General features: G+C 73.2%; 14 protein-coding genes and 1 pseudogene. 4 read left to right on the top strand and 11 right to left on the bottom strand.

Annotated features, from left to right (window positions below; translation table 11 throughout):
• Positions 1-66: 66 nt before the first annotated feature.
• Both PV682_RS13195 and PV682_RS13190 read left to right on the top strand, forming a co-directional pair.
• Entirely contained in the window at positions 67-1,644 is a 1,578-nt protein-coding gene (locus tag PV682_RS13195; protein ID WP_407705659.1) for an alpha/beta hydrolase, read from the top strand.
• Positions 1,645-1,894: 250 nt separating this feature from the next.
• On the top strand, positions 1,895-3,190 hold the full coding sequence (locus PV682_RS13190) for a Gfo/Idh/MocA family protein (RefSeq protein WP_319728974.1): 1,296 nt from the start codon (positions 1,895-1,897) through the stop codon (positions 3,188-3,190).
• A 186-nt stretch (positions 3,191-3,376) separates the two neighbouring features.
• Here the strand turns inward: PV682_RS13190 and PV682_RS13185 are convergent, their stop codons facing one another.
• The 11 genes and pseudogenes from PV682_RS13185 to PV682_RS13135 all read right to left on the bottom strand — a co-directional run bounded on the left by PV682_RS13185 (position 3,377) and on the right by PV682_RS13135 (position 14,195).
• A complete protein-coding gene (locus PV682_RS13185) occupies positions 3,377-4,102 on the bottom strand; it encodes a TetR/AcrR family transcriptional regulator C-terminal domain-containing protein (protein WP_319728972.1) in 726 nt (241 codons plus the stop codon).
• Positions 4,103-4,632: 530 nt separating this feature from the next.
• A pseudogene (locus tag PV682_RS13180) lies at positions 4,633-4,953 on the bottom strand (aldo/keto reductase); the annotation flags it as partial.
• 296 nt (positions 4,954-5,249) lie between these two features.
• Complete coding sequence (locus PV682_RS13175) at positions 5,250-6,407, bottom strand: MFS transporter (protein ID WP_319728970.1); 1,158 nt, start codon at positions 6,405-6,407, stop codon at positions 5,250-5,252.
• 142 nt (positions 6,408-6,549) lie between these two features.
• Entirely contained in the window at positions 6,550-7,698 is a 1,149-nt protein-coding gene (locus PV682_RS13170) for a hypothetical protein (RefSeq protein ID WP_319728968.1), read from the bottom strand.
• The gene (locus PV682_RS13165) at positions 7,695-9,749 is read right to left on the bottom strand and encodes a PEP/pyruvate-binding domain-containing protein (RefSeq protein ID WP_319728966.1); all 2,055 of its coding nucleotides are present in this window, start codon (positions 9,747-9,749) and stop codon (positions 7,695-7,697) included. Before PV682_RS13165 ends, PV682_RS13170 begins: the two co-directional genes overlap by 4 nt.
• Before the next feature lie 129 nt (positions 9,750-9,878).
• The gene (locus tag PV682_RS13160; protein ID WP_319728965.1) at positions 9,879-10,415 is read right to left on the bottom strand and encodes a hypothetical protein; all 537 of its coding nucleotides are present in this window, start codon (positions 10,413-10,415) and stop codon (positions 9,879-9,881) included.
• Positions 10,416-10,679: 264 nt separating this feature from the next.
• Positions 10,680-11,111, bottom strand: a complete 432-nt coding sequence (locus PV682_RS13155) for a tetratricopeptide repeat protein (protein ID WP_319728962.1) — start codon at positions 11,109-11,111, stop codon at positions 10,680-10,682.
• Between the two features lie 52 nt (positions 11,112-11,163).
• Positions 11,164-12,237: an LLM class flavin-dependent oxidoreductase gene (locus PV682_RS13150; RefSeq protein ID WP_319728958.1), complete on the bottom strand. Its 1,074-nt coding sequence runs from the start codon at positions 12,235-12,237 to the stop codon at positions 11,164-11,166.
• Positions 12,238-12,302: 65 nt separating this feature from the next.
• Positions 12,303-12,644, bottom strand: a complete 342-nt coding sequence (locus PV682_RS13145; protein ID WP_319728956.1) for a GNAT family N-acetyltransferase — start codon at positions 12,642-12,644, stop codon at positions 12,303-12,305.
• Complete coding sequence (locus PV682_RS13140) at positions 12,637-13,623, bottom strand: pirin family protein (RefSeq protein ID WP_319728954.1); 987 nt, start codon at positions 13,621-13,623, stop codon at positions 12,637-12,639. The genes PV682_RS13145 and PV682_RS13140 overlap by 8 nt, the downstream gene beginning before the upstream one ends.
• An 83-nt stretch (positions 13,624-13,706) precedes the next feature.
• Complete coding sequence (locus tag PV682_RS13135; RefSeq protein WP_055723308.1) at positions 13,707-14,195, bottom strand: MarR family winged helix-turn-helix transcriptional regulator; 489 nt, start codon at positions 14,193-14,195, stop codon at positions 13,707-13,709.
• Between the two features lie 67 nt (positions 14,196-14,262).
• Here PV682_RS13135 and PV682_RS13130 point away from each other — a divergent pair, with 67 nt between their 5' ends.
• A complete protein-coding gene (locus PV682_RS13130; RefSeq protein ID WP_319728949.1) occupies positions 14,263-14,637 on the top strand; it encodes a hypothetical protein in 375 nt (124 codons plus the stop codon).
• Positions 14,638-14,790: 153 nt separating this feature from the next.
• Positions 14,791-14,913, top strand: a complete 123-nt coding sequence (locus PV682_RS13125) for a hypothetical protein (RefSeq protein WP_319729600.1) — start codon at positions 14,791-14,793, stop codon at positions 14,911-14,913.
• Positions 14,914-14,999: the final 86 nt, after the last annotated feature.

Here is a 14,999-nt window from a genome sequence, read left to right as displayed (position 1 = left end):
CGCGAGTCCCGGTGTCCGTCGGGGCGGCCCGTTCGTTCCGCGGGTGTTACCGGCTTCGGGAGCCGGATGCAAGGGGGTTGGCACCCGGAGGGGTCGGCGGGGACGCCGGAGTGTCCGGGCACTGTGCGGTCCCTAGCGTGGGGTCGCGTGACAACTTTCGCCGTACGAACCCGAGTTGCCCTCTGTTCCGCGCTCGCCCTGGCCGCGCTCCCGCTGACCGCGTCGGCGGCCACCGACCCTCTGGCCCGCTTCCACGAGCAGCGCCTCGACTGGAAGAGCTGTGTGACGGGCCCGGACGACGCCACCGGGAAGGAGTTGGAGCGGTCCGGCGCCAAGTGTGCTGACGTCACCGTGCCGTTGGACTACGCGAACCCCGGCGGCCGGACCATCACCGTCGCGATATCGCGCATCCGGGGCACCGACACCGCCCACCGCGTCGGCCCGTTGCTGCTGAACGGCGGCGGTCCGGGCGGGTCCACGATCGGTGACGCGCCGTGGATCCACGGGGAGTTGAAGGGGATCGCGGGCCGGTACGACGTCGTCGGCGTCGACCCCCGTTTCGTCGGCCGCAGTACGCCGCTGGACTGCGAGTGGCCCACGGGCACGTCCCTCTGGAGCGCCCCGGCGCAGTTCGACGCCGGCTTCGCGCAGAACCTCGCCGCCCTGTGCCGCGAGAACGCCGGGGACGTCCTGCCGTACGCGACGACGCGCAACACCGCCCGCGACATGGACGTGATCCGCGCGGCGCTGGGCGAGCGCAAGGTCTCGTACCTGGGCTACTCGTACGGGAGTTACCTGGGCGAGGTGTACGCGACGATGTTCCCGGCCCGCGTCGAGCGCATGGTCCTGGACGGCGTCATCGACCCGGCCCGCTACTCCCCGCGCCTCCTGCGCGTGGCCGAGCCGGAGAACCGGGCCGCGCTGCGGGACTGGGCGCGGTGGACGGCGACCCGGCACGCGACGTACGGACTGGGCACCACAACTGACGCCGTGCTCAAGACAGTTGACGGCATCCAGGCGGCGGCGACCCGCAAGCCGCTGACCGTCGGCCCCTACCGGGTCGATGAACGTGTCGTCCCGATGATCCTGCTCACCGGCCTCTCCCAGGACAACGACCAGGCGTACGGCGAACTCGCGCGAGCCGTACGGCACCTGGCGGCGAAGGACGCCCCCGCCGACCCGCCCCCAGCGCTGCTGGACGCGCTGAAGTTCGTCCTGACCGGCGACGAGTCGTCGTACGGAAGCGCCCAGTCGGCGATCCTCTGCGGTGACGTCCCCACGGAACGCGACCCGGAGGCGTACCGGCGCGACATCGAGCGCGGCCGGCTGACGGACCCCCTCCTCGCCCCCATGACCCGCAACATCGGCCCCTGCGCCTTCTGGCCCGCCCCACGCGAGACCCCGACGGCGGTCCGGGACGACTTCCCGGCGCTCCTGGTGAACGCGACCGGCGATCCGCGCACCACGTACGCGGGCGCGGTGGCCCAGCGCCGCAACTGGCCGTCGTCGCGGCTGATCACCCTGGCCGGACCGGCGCAGCACGCGGTGTTCGGCGTGTACGGGAACGCCTGCGCGGACGACGGGGTGCGCGCCTACCTGGCGAGCGGGCGCCTTCCCGCCCGGGACGTGACCTGCCGGGCCTGAGCGGACACCTTCACACACCTGGTCGCGGCGGTGACCGCGGTCGCCGGCACGATCCTGGCCGGCCCGCCCGCGTTCGCCGCCGACCGGGACGCAGGCGCAGGACGGCGGTGGAAGGTGTTCTCGGCTCGGCTCCGGGTGATCTTTCGGCCCGGCGCCAGGGTGGGTACGCTCCGACGCGGTGTTCTCGGCGGTTCTTCCGTACGCCGGAACCTCGTACGCCGCAACCTCGTACGTCGGAACGGAGACCCCCATGCCCCGCGACACCGCCCGCCGTCGAGTCGCCGTCGTCGGACTCGGTTCCCGCGCCCGGCTGTTCGTGAACGCGCTCGCCGGACCCTATGCGGACCGGTACGAACTCGCCGGGTTCTGCGACGTCAACTCCCGCCGGACGGCCGTCCACAACGAGTGGCTCGGCCGTTCGGTACCGGCGTACCCCGTGGGGGAGTTCGACGAGATGCTGCGCCGCGAGCGCGTCGGCCTCGTCGTGGTGTGCAGCGTCGACCGGACCCACGACGAGTACATCGTGCGGGCGCTCGACGCCGGGTGCGACGTCGTCACCGAGAAGCCGATGACGACCGACGCGGACAAGGCCCGCCGCATCCTCGCGGCCCGCGAACGCACCGGGCGTAATGTCCGCGTCGCCTTCAACTACCGTTACAACCCGGTCCATTCGGCCGTACGGGAACTCCTCGCGGACGGCGCGGTCGGCGAGGTCGGGTCCGTGCACTTCGAGTGGCTGCTCGACCTGCGGCACGGCGCGGACTACTTCCGGCGCTGGCACCGCGAGAAGGCCAACTCCGGTGGCCTGATGGTCCACAAGGCCACCCACCACTTCGACCTGGTGAACTGGTGGCTGGGCAGCTCACCCGAACTCGTCTACGCGCAGGGCGCGTTGTTCTTCTACGGCCCCGAGGCGGGCCGACGCCGGGGGCTGGCCCGGGAGTACGACCGCGCGCACGGCCAACCGGCCGCCGCCTCCGACCCGTTCGCCCTGCACCTCGCCGACGACCCCGACCTCAAGTCCCTCTACCTGGACGCCGAGTCGGAGGACGGCTACCACCGCGACCGGAACGTCTTCGCGCCCGGCGTGACCATCGAGGACGACATGGCGGTCCTCGTCCGGTACGCCTCGGGCACCTCTCTGACCTACCACCTCACCGCGTACGCCCCCTGGGAGGGGTACCGGATCGCCTTCAACGGCAGCGAGGGGCGGCTGGAGTTGCTCGTCGAGGAGACGACCTGGACCCCTCGCCCGGTGAGCCCCGCCTCGGCCCACGGCGTCGAGGCGAACACCGGCCGTACGGAACTCCTGCTGCGCCGGTCCTGGGAGCGGCCCCGGGAGATCAAGGTGGCGAGCGGGGAGGGCGGGCACGGGGGCGGGGACGCGCGGATGCTGGAGGATCTGTTCGGGACACGGGCGCCTGATCCGCTGGGGCGGGCGGCGGACGCGGTGGACGGGGCGCGGTCGCTGGTGACGGGGCTGGCCGCTAATCGGTCGTTCGAGACGGGGGCGGTGGTGCGGACGCGGGATCTGCTGGATCTCTGAGGTGCGCGGGCGCCGGAGCGGGGTGGGTCCCGGGAGGCGCCGGCGGGGTAGGGGCGTCAGCGATGGGGTGGCGGGCCGGGGCGATGGCGGGAACGGGAGGCGGAGGCCGAGGCCGGGCCGGGTCGGGTCGGGTCGGGTCGGGTCGGTACGACAATCCGCCTGCGTGACTCCATCCGTGCGGCGATGTCACCCCTTGCCCGGCAGCCTCATCGCCAGCCCGTCCAGCACCACGTCGAGCCCGTACCGGAACTTCGCCTCCCGGGTCTCCTCCGGCCCCCGCCCCTCCGGCGCCCGGTACCCGTCCGCGAGGTGCGTGTACCCGGCCGCCGCCTCTTCCGCCGCCGGCATCAGGCGGGCCACGAACTCGGCCTCCGTGTCCCCGGACCGCGCGACCGTCCCGAGCCAGGCGGCCTCCGTCCCGCTCATGCCGGTGACGTACGCCAGGAGCGCGGAGATCGCTTTGTCGGGGTCGGGGAAGCCGGCGCGGACGAAGAGCGCGGCCAGGCTCTCGCTGCGGGACATCAAGTTGGGGCCCAGGTAGGCGAGGCCCGCCTGCCCGAGGACGGAGGCCAGCCAGGGGTGGCGCAGGATCGTCGCCCGGAACGAGAACGCCGCGTCCGCCACGGCACCCCGCCAGTCGTCGCCGTCGGCCGGGGGTACGGCGATCTCGCCGAAGACCTCGTCGGCCGCCAGCTCCATCAGCTCGTCCTTGGTGGCGACGTGCCGGTACAGCGAGGTCGCCCCCGCGTTCAGCCGAGCCCCCAGCTTCCGCATACTGAGCGCCTCGACACCCTCCGCGTCCAGCATCGCGACCGCCTCGCGCACGATCGCGCCCCGGCTGAGCGCGGGCTGGTCCGGTTCGCGCCTGGGGCGGGCCCATACCGAGGGGATCGGGTTCCGCTTGGCCGTCATGACGCTCCTGTTCCTCGCCGGTACGTGGGGTGCGGCCAGCATACCCTGCGGTGCGTACACCGTTCCCTCTGTGCGCACATCGTTCCCCGGATGCCTGTTCCGAGGCGCCGGATACGTGACAGATCGGGTACAGCTGTGCCACATGATCGTCAACCGGTCGTGAAACAACGCGAGTTGCTGCCTAGCATCGGGGGCAGAGGCCGGGAACCGGTTACCGGGTGGGGAGGGCCAGTGGGGATCCGAGGGGTACGGCTCGGGTGTGCCGTGGCGGTGTGCGGGGTGCTGCTCGCGGGGTGCACGTCGTCGGACGGGGACGGCGGATCGGCGCGCGCACCCTCCTCGGCCTCCCCGACTCCGAGACCGACCGCCCCTCCGGCCGAGGTCGTCGCCATCGACCCCGCGCGGCTCCCGGCCAGCTCCGCCCAGGCCGCCGCCCTGATCCGGCGGGTCATCCCGGACCCCGCCCGCTGCCCGCGGGTCGGCGTTCCGTCTCCTCGGGCGGGACGACAAGGTCTGAGTGCCGCATGCCGTCACACCACCGGCGGGGCGAGGCGGGCGAACCCGGCCTGGCGCTGGTAGGGAAAGTGCGGGTAGGGGGCGGTTCGGGCGCTCGCGCTGTCCAGGTGCGCCAGTTGCTCGGGGGTCAGTTCCCAGCCCATCGCCCCCAGGTTCTCCCGGAGTTGAGCCTCGTCCCTGGCGCCGATGATGACCGAGGACACCGTGGGGCGCGTCAGCAGCCAGTTGATGGCCACCTGGGGGATCGTCCTGCCGGTCTCCTGGGCCGTTTCGTCGAGCGCGTCCACCACTCGGTAGAGATGGTCGCCCTCCACCGGCGGGCCATGCCCTGCCGTCGTGGATCAACCTTCGCGGAATCCGGTCCGCCGCCGCCTCGGCCGTTCGGCCACTGATCCGGCCTCGAAAACCGCCGCATCACCCGATCGGGGTCGGCCGTTCGGCCGAGGCGGCGGAGCGGGGAGCCGGACCAGAATGGGGGAGAGCCGCCGGCAAGGCCGAGGCCCGAAGACCAGGAACGCCCAACCCGGCTCACCGCCCCGCCCCACCGATCCCACCCCGGCCCAACTCACCGTATCGCCGCACCGATCCCACCCGACTCAGCCCCTCGCCCTCCCCTCAACCGCACACCCCCTTACCCCCGCACCACAACCGCCTTCTCCCCACGAGCCGCGACCACCATCACCCCCAGTGCCACCACCACGATCCCCGCCCCCACGAAGAGAGGTGACCGATAGCCCAGGCCGGCCGAGATCGCCACACCCCCCAGCCAAGCGCCCAACGCATTCCCCACATTGGAGGCCGACACATTCGCACTCGCGGCCAGCGCCGCCCCGCCCGCCTGATCCGTGACCCGGGTGATCATCCCCGGCACGCTCGCGAACCCGGTCACCCCCATCAGGAACACCAGCACCACCGAGGCGCCCGCGCTTCCCGCCAGCGCCCCGAACACCGCCAGCGTCACCGCGAGTCCCGCCAGCGCCCACACCAACGCGCGGTCCCGGTCCCGGTCGGCCGCGCGCCCGCCCACCAGATTCCCCACGACCAGACCGACCCCATACACCATGAGCAGCCAGGCGACGTCCGCCGAGGAGAAGCCGCCGACCTCGGTGAAGGTGTACGCGATATAGCTGAACGCGCCGAACATGCCGCCGTAGCTCAGCGCGGTGGCGGCCAGAGTGAGCCAGACCTGAGAGGAGCGGAACGCGAGGAACTGTGCACGCAGACCCTGAGAAGCGGGCGGCGAGGCCGTGGCCGGGACGAGGGCGGCGATGCCGGCCAGCGCGAGGACGCCGATCGCGGTGACCGCCCAGAACGCGGCGCGCCAGCCCCACCGTTCGCCGATGAGCGCCCCGAACGGCACGCCGAGCACGTTGGCGACGGTGAGACCGGCGAACGTCACCGCGACCGCCTGGGACTTCTTCTCCGGTACGACGAGCGAGCGGGCGACGAGCGACCCGATGCCGAAGAAGGAGCCGTGGCACAGGGCCGCGACGACGCGGCCCAGCATCATCAGCCAGTAGTCGGAAGCGACGGCGGAAAGGAGATTGCCGATGACGAACAACACGACCAGACCGACGAGGACCTGTTTGCGCGGGAGCCGTGCCGTCGCCGCGGTCAACGCGATCGCCCCGACCGCAACGCTCAGCGCGTACCCGGAGATCAGCCGGCCGGCCGCCGCCTCGGACACCGCGAAGTCGGCCGCCACCTGGGGCAGCAGTCCCGCGATGAGGAACTCGGTGAGCCCGATGCCGAACCCGCCGAGGGCCAGCGCGACCAGTCCGATCGGCATCCGTGACTCTCCGCTCGCGCGCCGGGACATTGCCACCGGGAGATCACTATGCCATTCCTCAGCCGGAGGGCTTCCCCAATTCCCGCGCCGGCGCCCCCGGTTGCTCCTCCGCGGCGTACCGGGCGCCGGGGCCGGCCCGGTCTCACCGGCTCTCCGCCCGGCCCTCCCCCAGTACCACCGCGCTCGTCCGGTTCGTGTTCGCGTCCTCCAGGCAGCCCCGCAGGCGCATCACGTCGTGGGAGGGCAGGGCGGGGCGGATGACGCCGGTGTAGACGCCGTCCCGCAGCGCGCTGAGGTTCGCGTCCGCGTTCTGGGCCGCCGTGGAGCGCCGGCAGGTCTCCCACAGGTCCTGCGCGGCGAGCTGGACGGCGGCGGCGCTCTTGTCGCCGTACGTGTCGACCCTGAACACCATGGTGGTACTGGCCGCGCGGGGTGCGTCCTCGGCGCGGGTCTGGGTCGCGTCCGCGAGGGCGGACCAGAGCAGGGGGACGAGGAGGAGCCCGGCGACACCGGCGGTCACGGCGAGAAGCTTGCGTCCGACACGGGCGGGCGGCACGGCATCGCCGAGGCTCCCCGACACCATGGCCTCCGGCACAGCACGCCGCCGACCGAGCCCTCGTACCCGGCCCAGCGCCCTTCCCGGGCCCCGGTCCCGGTCCCGGGCAAGCGCCAGGCTCTCCCCCCGGCTCCCCTGCACCGAGTCACCCTCGACTCGACGCCCCCGCCCCTCCGTCACCGTGCTCCCGGCCGTCGCCTCACCCTGCCGGCCCCCTCCAGCCGCCCCGCCGGGCCACCCCTGCCCCCGTCCCGTCAGTCCCTCGCCCAGCGAAGGTGCCGTCAGGGTGGCGAGGCGGCCGGCGAGGCGGCGTTCCGCGCCGGGGCGGGCCGTGGCGCCGGCGATCTTCTGGATGACGAGGGCGAGTCCCGACAACGCCGCCCCCGCCACCATCAGCACCGGCACGAAGACGAAGGTCCGCTGGGCCCCGTTCAGGGACGTACGGTCCACGGAGGACAGCCAGTTGAAGCGATGGGGTATCGGCGAGCGGGACTGTTCGAGGCGCCGGCGCACTTCCTCGACCCGCGCGTCGGACGCCTCGATCCGGCTCTCCAGCCGAGCGAGCCGCGTGAGCAGCAGGACGGTCGCGAGGAACACCTCGACGACGATCAACAGGGCCGCGGAGATGAGCGCGCGCTGCCACTCCCAGCGGGTGAGGTAGACGACGGTGTAGTACCCGGCGTACACGGCGGACAGTCCGCCGAAGGCGTAGCCGACGAATCGTAGGGTCTTCATGCCGCCAGCTCCTTCTGCGCGGACGCCGACACGGCCCCGGTGCCGCCGTCGACGGTGAGGGGTGTCCCGGCATAGAACCGGTCGACGGCGCCGGGCACCCCGACGGCCGTCGGAACGCCGTACTCCCGGGCGAGGACGGCGAGATGGGACAGCGCGCTGCCGGTCTCCGCGACGAGTCCGGCGAGCCCGGGGAGCAGCGGCGCGAGGGCGGGATCGAGGGAGCGGACGACGAGGACGGCGTGTTCGGGACGCTCACCGTGTCCGTCCCAGGCGACCCCGGCGCCGAAGCCGCCCCCGGCCCCCTGCCCCTCCCCGGACCTGCGCCGCCCGGGCGCGACCTGCGCCACGGGACGCCCGTCCGCGACGCGGAACACGGCGGGCAGCGGCCCTTCGTCCGCCCGCGGCACCCGCCCGTCGAGGTCGGCGGGCAGCGCACCCCCCTCGGCCACCCGCACCAGTTCGGCCCACCGCAGCAGCATGAGCCGGTCGGGTCCGACACCGCAGTCCCCGGCGTCGAGCCGTCCACTCATCTCCTGGACCATCCGCGCCTGCATCTCCTGCACCCACCGGATCCGCAGCCGCAGCCCCTCCCGGACGGGCAGCGCCCCCACGCCGCGCGGCGCGGCGGTCCATCCGGTACGGCCGGGCAGCGGGGCGCGTTCGCCGAGCGTAGGCGGCAGCAGGGCCAGCAGGACGGGGTGCCGTTCGATGAGCTGGTCGTCGGTGAGGCCGCGCACCCGCCCCTCGGCGAGTTCGGCGAGGGCCTCCCCGGCGGCCGACGCCCCGGTCCCGGCGCCGAGCAGGGCGCCCGCGAGGGACTCCTGGGCGTGCAGCGAGGCCAGGGTCTGCCGCCCCCAGGCGACGGCTTCGACGAGCTGGCCGCCGAGCATCTCGCGGGGCGGCGGGAAGTCGGCGAGCTGCCGGTCGACGTCGGCCATGAGGTCCACGGCGAGCAGCGGCAGCGCGGACCGCAGCCGCCCGACCCGCCACGCGGCCCCCGCCCGCCGGGCGCCCGGCGCCGGGTTGATGAAGTCGAGCACGGGATGCGCGGACGGCACGGCGCCGAGCAGCCGCAGATCGGCGGCGGCCCGCCCGCGTACGGTCGTGACGGCGGGCAGCCGCCGCAGCTGGCGGCGGGACGCGGCACCGGCGATGTCGAGGGCGAGGGTGAGCCCGTGGGACATGGGCTCGACCCAGAGGTCCTCCTCCAGCGGCTGGAGGACGCCGGGCAGGGTCTCGGCGACCGGTCCGGGGCCCAGCAGCCGGGCGCCGGGGGCGGGCCGGGCGGCCATCGCGGTGATCGGCCGGGCCTGGAAGAGCCAGAGTTTGCCGTCGCCGTCGAAGCCGAACTCCATGTCCTGCGGTCCGCCGAAGACCTTCTCGGTCTTCTTCGCGAGCTGGACGAGGCGGGCCCGCTGCCGGTGGGTGAGGATCCGCTCGCCGGGCGGTTCGGTGCGCACCAGGCGGGCCATGCGGGTCAGCTGGTAGCGCACGCCCTGGGTGCTGCCGTCGACGAGCTGGTCGGGTCCGCCGCGTACGGCGCTGACGAGGATGCGGTCGGTACGGCCCTCGACGGGGTCGGCGCCGAACATCACCCCGCCGACGGACGAGGTCAGCATGGGCTGCACGAGGACGGCCATCCCGTCGCTCCCGGGTCCGTCCTCCGGTGGCCGCAGGGGCCGTACCGTGCGCGCGGAGTCGAGGACGACGCCGACGGCGACCTTGAACTCCTCCCAGCCGCGGACGTCGAGCACGGACTCGAAGCGGCCGGCCATGGAGGAGTCCTCGGTGTCCTCGTGCGCGGAGGACGAGCGGACGACCAGGGGTATCCGATCACCGCCGAGTTCGTGCCAGAGGGCTCGTACGGAGTACTCGCCGACCGGGGCGTCGGGCGCGCGGTCGGCCGGTACGAGGACGAACCCCGGCAGCGTGGGGAGGCCCGCGACGGCGGCCCGTGCCAGGTTGGCGGCCTTCGCGCCCGTTACGGCCGTGTGCCGCGCCTGCTCGGAGTCGAGCGGTACGACAGCCAGTTCCGCGCCTTTGAAACCCATGAGTGACCTTCCAGCGAATGCGAATGACCAAATGTGGAGGTATAGACATCAGCCTGCGCGCCGAGCCGGGTGATCGCCCGCCCAGCGGCCCGCACAGCCGACCGCCCGGCAGCCCGCCGAGCCGCCCGCTCAGCCCGACCGGCGCAGCGGCAGGCTCCCGGCCAGCGTCCAGGCCGCGCCGGGCAGCGCCACGGCGAGCAGGGCGACGAGGAGGCGGTCGTGGGCGGCGAGCACCGCGCCGACGCCGACGGCCGACGCGGCGAGCAGCGCTCCGGCGCGCGTCAGGGGGTGCTTCGCCCCGCCCGCCACGGCCAGCGCCATGAGGACGTACCAGCTCGCGGCGGTGCCGGGGAGGTCCAGGTAGTCCTGGACGAGGGAGGTCTCGTGGGCGGGTACGCCGTGCCGGGCGACGAGGACGGCGAGGCCGCCGGCGCCGGTCAGCGCGAGGGCGACGGCGCCGCGCGCGTAGTGGTTCTGGTCGTGGCGGGCCAGCCACAGGAGGGTCAGCGCGGTCACGGGCCAGCGGACGAAACCGTCGGCACCGGAGGCGAGGCGTACGGCGTCGCCGTGGAGCGCGAGGGCGGCGGACGCGGCGGCGGCGAGGGCCGCGGTGCCGGCGAGGAGCCGCCGGTCGAGGTGGTGGCCGCGTACGGCCGGTGCGCTCACCGGACCGTTCCCTCGGCCGTGGCGCCGGGACGGTCGTCCTTCACGGCAGCCTCCTGTTCCCACCGGCCGCACCGCTGTACCCGGCCGACCGGAGATGTTGACACATCAACCACTCTCCATCCCGACCCCTTGAGATGTCAACAACTCCCGGCGCGGAACATTCCCGGCCAAGGGGCATCGACAACGCAGAGCGCGGGGGCATCCGCAGCACCGCCACGGACACCCCCGCGCCCCACCCCCTCACACCGTCACACCGTCACCCCCTCACGCGTCCTGCGGGAACTCCCCCGCGAACGCCCCCGCCATCCGCAGCCACGGCGCCGCCTCGGCCTGCCGGCCCTGGCGCTCCAGCGTGCGGCCCAGCATGAGGTGGGCGTAGTGCTCGACCGGGTCGCGCTCCACGACGATCCGCAACTGCTCCTCGGCGCGGCCGAGTTGGGCGGAGTGGTAGTAGGCGCGCGCCAGCAGCAGGCGGGGCGCGGTCTGCTCCGGGAACTCCTCGACCACGCGGGTCAGGAGCCGTACGGCGCCGATGTAGTCCTTCGCCCCGAAGAGCAGCCCGGCCCGCTCCCAGAGCTCGCCGGGGGTCTCCTCGCGGACGGCGCCGGGGCCGTCGTCGAAGAGGTGCAGGGCGCTGGCCCAGCGGTCGGGGGCAACGCCGTCGGTCGCCTGGTAGGCGTTGAACTCGGCGGTCACGGTGGCCTCCTTCTCGGATTTCTCGGATCTCTCGGATTTCTCGGATCTGTGGTCAGCGGGTCGCGAGCAGCGAAGCGTGGGTCGGCGGCGCGTCCGGCACCCCTGCCGGGCGCCGCGCGGCGAACTCCTCGCGCAGCACGGGCACGACGAGTTCCCCGAGCATCTCGACCTGCTCCAGCGCGGTCTCCAGCGGGATGCCGCCGCCGTCCACGTTGAACAGCTGGCGCTGGTAGTCGCCGGCGTACTCACGGAAGGCGAGCGTCTTCTCGATCACCTGGTCCGGCGTACCGACGGTCAGCGGGGTCTGGGCCATGTACTCCTCCAGCGGGAGCCCGCCGCCCATCACCGGCGAGTGGTCGAAGACGGGCCGGAACTCGCGGATCGCGTCCTGGGAGTTGGCCCGCATGTAGACCTGCCCGCCGAGCCCGACGATCGCCTGTTCCGGCGTGCCGTGCCCGTAGTGGGCGTACCGCTGCCGGTACAGGTCGATCATCCGCCTGGTGTGGTCGGCGGGCCAGAAGATGTTGTTGTGGAAGAACCCGTCCCCGTAGTACGCGGCCTGTTCCGCGATCTCCGGCGACCTGATGGAGCCGTGCCAGACGAACGGGGGTACGCCGTCGAGCGGGCGCGGGGTGGAGGTGAAGCCCTGGAGCGGCGTGCGGAACCTGCCCTCCCAGTCGACGACGTCCTCGCGCCACAGGCGGCGCAGCAGGGCGTAGTTCTCGATCGCGAGGTCGATGCCGTCGCGGACGTCCTTGCCGAACCAGGGGTAGACGGGTCCGGTGTTGCCGCGGCCCGTCATGAGGTCGAGGCGGCCGTCCGCGAGGTGCTGGAGCATCGCGTAGTCCTCGGCGATCTTCACCGGGTCGTTGGTGGTGATCAGCGTGGTGGAGGTGGAGAGGATCAGCTTCTCGGTCCGCGCGGCGAGGTAGCCGAGCAGGGTGGTCGGCGAGGACGGCACGAACGGCCGGTTGTGGTGCTCGCCGGTCGCGAAGACGTCGAGCCCGGCCTCCTCGGCCTTGAGCGCCAGGGCCGTCATCGCCTTGATCCGCTCGTGCTCGGTCGGGGTGCGGCCCGTGGCCGGGTCGGTGCTCACGTCTCCGACGGTGAAGATGCCGAACTGCATCGTCCTCGGCCTCCCATCTGGTTGATACATCAACTTCGACGGGAGGAACGCACCCCGCGCGCGTCCTATTCCGCCCCGCCCCCGAGCCGCTCCTTCAGCCACGCCCGCACCTCGGGCGTCACCGGATCGACGAGGTCCGCGAACCCGTCGTGCCGCTCCAGATACCGCGCGACGTACGGGCAGACCGGCACGATCCGCATCCCGGAGGCCCGTACGTCGGTGAGGGCGCCCAGCACGAGCCGCGCCGCGAGCCCCTGCCCGCCGTACTCCTCGCCCACCTCGGTGTGGAAGAAGACGCGCTGCTCGCCCCGGTCGCGGTAGGCGGTGAGACCGGCGCGGCGGCCGTCCACCACGATCTCGTACAGCTCCTCGGCGTCGACGCGGCCGACCTGCGGTGACTCACTCATCTCGGGGACCTTTCACGGGGTTGCCGCGCGGCCGGATCACCGCGTTGGGCAGGGCGGGGGCGGGGAGGCGGGGGCCGGGGTGGCCGGCGACGGCACCGAAGCGGTCGCCCTCGGCCTCCCACTCCTCGCGGGCTCGGACGATGTCCTCGTGGGTGCGGCCGACGAAGTTCCACCACATGACGATCTCCTCCTCGAAGGGGGTGCCGCCGAGGAGGATCACGCGTGCCGGTGCGCCGGACTCGTTGGCCAGCGTCAGGGTCCCGGCGCCGCGGGGGACGTAGCCGAGTTCCGCGCGCCGGAGGGTGGTCGTGGCGAGGCGGACGGTGCCGGTGTCGACCAGGACGCCGTGCTCGAAGGACGGGTCGACGGTCAGGGTGACCTCGGCGTGCGGGGCGAGGACGAGTTCGGCGCCGAGGAGCGGGGTGAAGACGCGCACCGGGGAGGCGCTGCCGGCGAGGGTGCCGAGGAAGACGCGGAGTTCGGCGCCGTCGAGGCGGACCGGGTCGGGGACGTGGTGCTGGAAGTCCCGGGCGGCCGAGCGGTGTTCGCCAGGCAGGGCCAGCCAGAGCTGGACGCCGTGCACGAGGGTCGTCGCCGGGGTGGTGACCTCCGAGTGGCAGATGCCGTGGCCGCCGGTCATGAGGTTCAGCTCGCCGGGGCGGATCAGGGCGTGGGTGCCGAGGCTGTCGCGGTGCTCGATCTCGCCGCTGAAGAGCCAGCTCACGGTCTGGAGGCCGGTGTGCGGATGCGGGGCGACGTCCATGCCGCCGCGCCCGGCGACCTCGGTCGGGCCGTAGTGGTCGCAGAAGCACCAGGCGCCGATCAGGGTGCGGGCGCGCTGCGGGAGCGTGCGCCGTACGGAGAGGGAGCGGGGGCCGCCCAGAGGGACCTCGCGGGGTGTCAGGACGTCGACGGCGTCCGGCGCGGCCTCGTCGCCGCCGCACTTCAGCGCCTCGGGACCGGTTTCGGCGTTGCTCACCGGGTCACCTCCCACAAGCTTTGGTTGCCATGTCAACCATCATGCCATCGGCGCGCCGTACGGGACAGCGCCGCACCCGGGCGTCAGTCCGCCTCGGCGGTGGGGCACTCCGGCGCCTCGTCGATCTTCCTCACGACCCGTTCCGACACCTCGGCGATCACCCGCAGCTCGGCCGGCGTCACATGGTCGAGGAACAGTCCGCGCACCGCCTCCACGTGCCGGGGAGCGGCGGCCTCGATCATCCGGCGGCCCTCGTCCGTGATCACCACGAACGCGCCGCGCCCGTCTTCGAGGCACTCGTCGCGCACCACGAGCCCGCGTTTGACCATGCGCGCGATGTGGTGGGACATGCGGCTCTTCTCCCACTCCAGCGCGCGAGCGAGGTCCAGGATGCGCCGGCGCCCCTCGGGGAGGTCGGTCAGTTCGACGAGGACCGCGAAATCGGCGGCCGACACGTTCGCCTCCCCCTGGAGCTGCCGCGTCAGGTGCCCCCGAAGCCGGTCGTGCAGGCGCAGAAAGCCACGCCAGGCCTGCTGCTCTTCCGCCGTCAACCACCGCACCTCTTGTTCCATGGGGAAAGTGTAAACGTAGTTGACACTTCACCGACCGCCTGGTGCGCCATCGGACACCCCTCGGGGTGTGACCGTCCTCAGCGAGCAGGCGGACGTCTTCCCGAAGACCACGTCCGGGCACCTCACCACCTGGGTCGGCGTCGGCGGCTCCCCCGAACGCTTCCTCTCCCACATCGAGCTGTACAGCCGCGCCGCCGCCGAGTTCGGCACGACCGCCCACCCGGTCGGCATGCACCCCCGGCTTCCTCGCGGACACCGACGAGGAGGCGCGCGAGCTGCACCGGCCGCACTACCGGGTATGCGCGACCGCATCGGCGCCCTGCGCGGCCGGCCGCCGCCGTGGACATCGCGACGGGCCTCGTCCCCCTGGCCGCGTCCGGCCGCGCGCTGGCCATGTTCGGCGCCGGGATCACCCACAGCCAGCGGCCCGCACGCCCTCTGAGAACCCCGCGGCGCCGGGCCCGCAACGGAGCGGACCCTGCGCTGCGGCTCGCCCGAAAGGCGCCCTCAAAAGGCGCCCCTCGAAAAGCGTCCCGGCCGCGCTGAAACCGCCGTGAAACCCCGCTGAACCCACCCCGCCGCATCCTCTTGCCGCATGACGACAGAACAACGGCTCGCCATCGAGGCGTACGGGCTGCGCAAGGCGTACGGCGACAAGACCGTGCTGGACGGCATCGACTTCGCGGTGTGTGGTGGCTGGCGGGAGCTAGTGTCCTGAGTCGGGAATTCGCTGCGTAAGTCAGTGCTGGTTCGGCATGATGGCCGGATGGCGAGGACGGGACGGCCGAAGGCCGAGCTGGTGCT

Source organism: Streptomyces niveiscabiei (assembly GCF_033794345.1).
Lineage (GTDB): Bacteria > Actinomycetota > Actinomycetes > Streptomycetales > Streptomycetaceae > Streptomyces > Streptomyces niveiscabiei.
Note: the sequence above shows the minus strand (reverse complement) of the source record. Positions and strands in the feature narration are given on the sequence as shown.

Excerpts from the sequence above, each read along its gene's own strand:
- PV682_RS13185 (WP_319728972.1), bottom strand. The coding sequence starts at position 4,102 with ATGACGGCCAAGCGGAACCCGATCCCCTCGGTATGGGCCCGCCCCAGG.
- PV682_RS13165 (WP_319728966.1), bottom strand. The coding sequence starts at position 9,749 with ATGGGTTTCAAAGGCGCGGAACTGGCTGTCGTACCGCTCGACTCCGAG.
- PV682_RS13125 (WP_319729600.1), top strand. The coding sequence starts at position 14,791 with ATGACGACAGAACAACGGCTCGCCATCGAGGCGTACGGGCTGCGCAAG.
- PV682_RS13150 (WP_319728958.1), bottom strand. The coding sequence starts at position 12,237 with ATGCAGTTCGGCATCTTCACCGTCGGAGACGTGAGCACCGACCCGGCC.
- PV682_RS13190 (WP_319728974.1), top strand. The coding sequence starts at position 1,895 with ATGCCCCGCGACACCGCCCGCCGTCGAGTCGCCGTCGTCGGACTCGGT.
- PV682_RS13170 (WP_319728968.1), bottom strand. The coding sequence starts at position 7,698 with ATGAAGACCCTACGATTCGTCGGCTACGCCTTCGGCGGACTGTCCGCC.
- PV682_RS13135 (WP_055723308.1), bottom strand. The coding sequence starts at position 14,195 with ATGGAACAAGAGGTGCGGTGGTTGACGGCGGAAGAGCAGCAGGCCTGG.
- PV682_RS13175 (WP_319728970.1), bottom strand. The coding sequence starts at position 6,407 with ATGCCGATCGGACTGGTCGCGCTGGCCCTCGGCGGGTTCGGCATCGGG.
- PV682_RS13195 (WP_407705659.1), top strand. The coding sequence starts at position 67 with ATGCAAGGGGGTTGGCACCCGGAGGGGTCGGCGGGGACGCCGGAGTGT.
- PV682_RS13145 (WP_319728956.1), bottom strand. The coding sequence starts at position 12,644 with ATGAGTGAGTCACCGCAGGTCGGCCGCGTCGACGCCGAGGAGCTGTAC.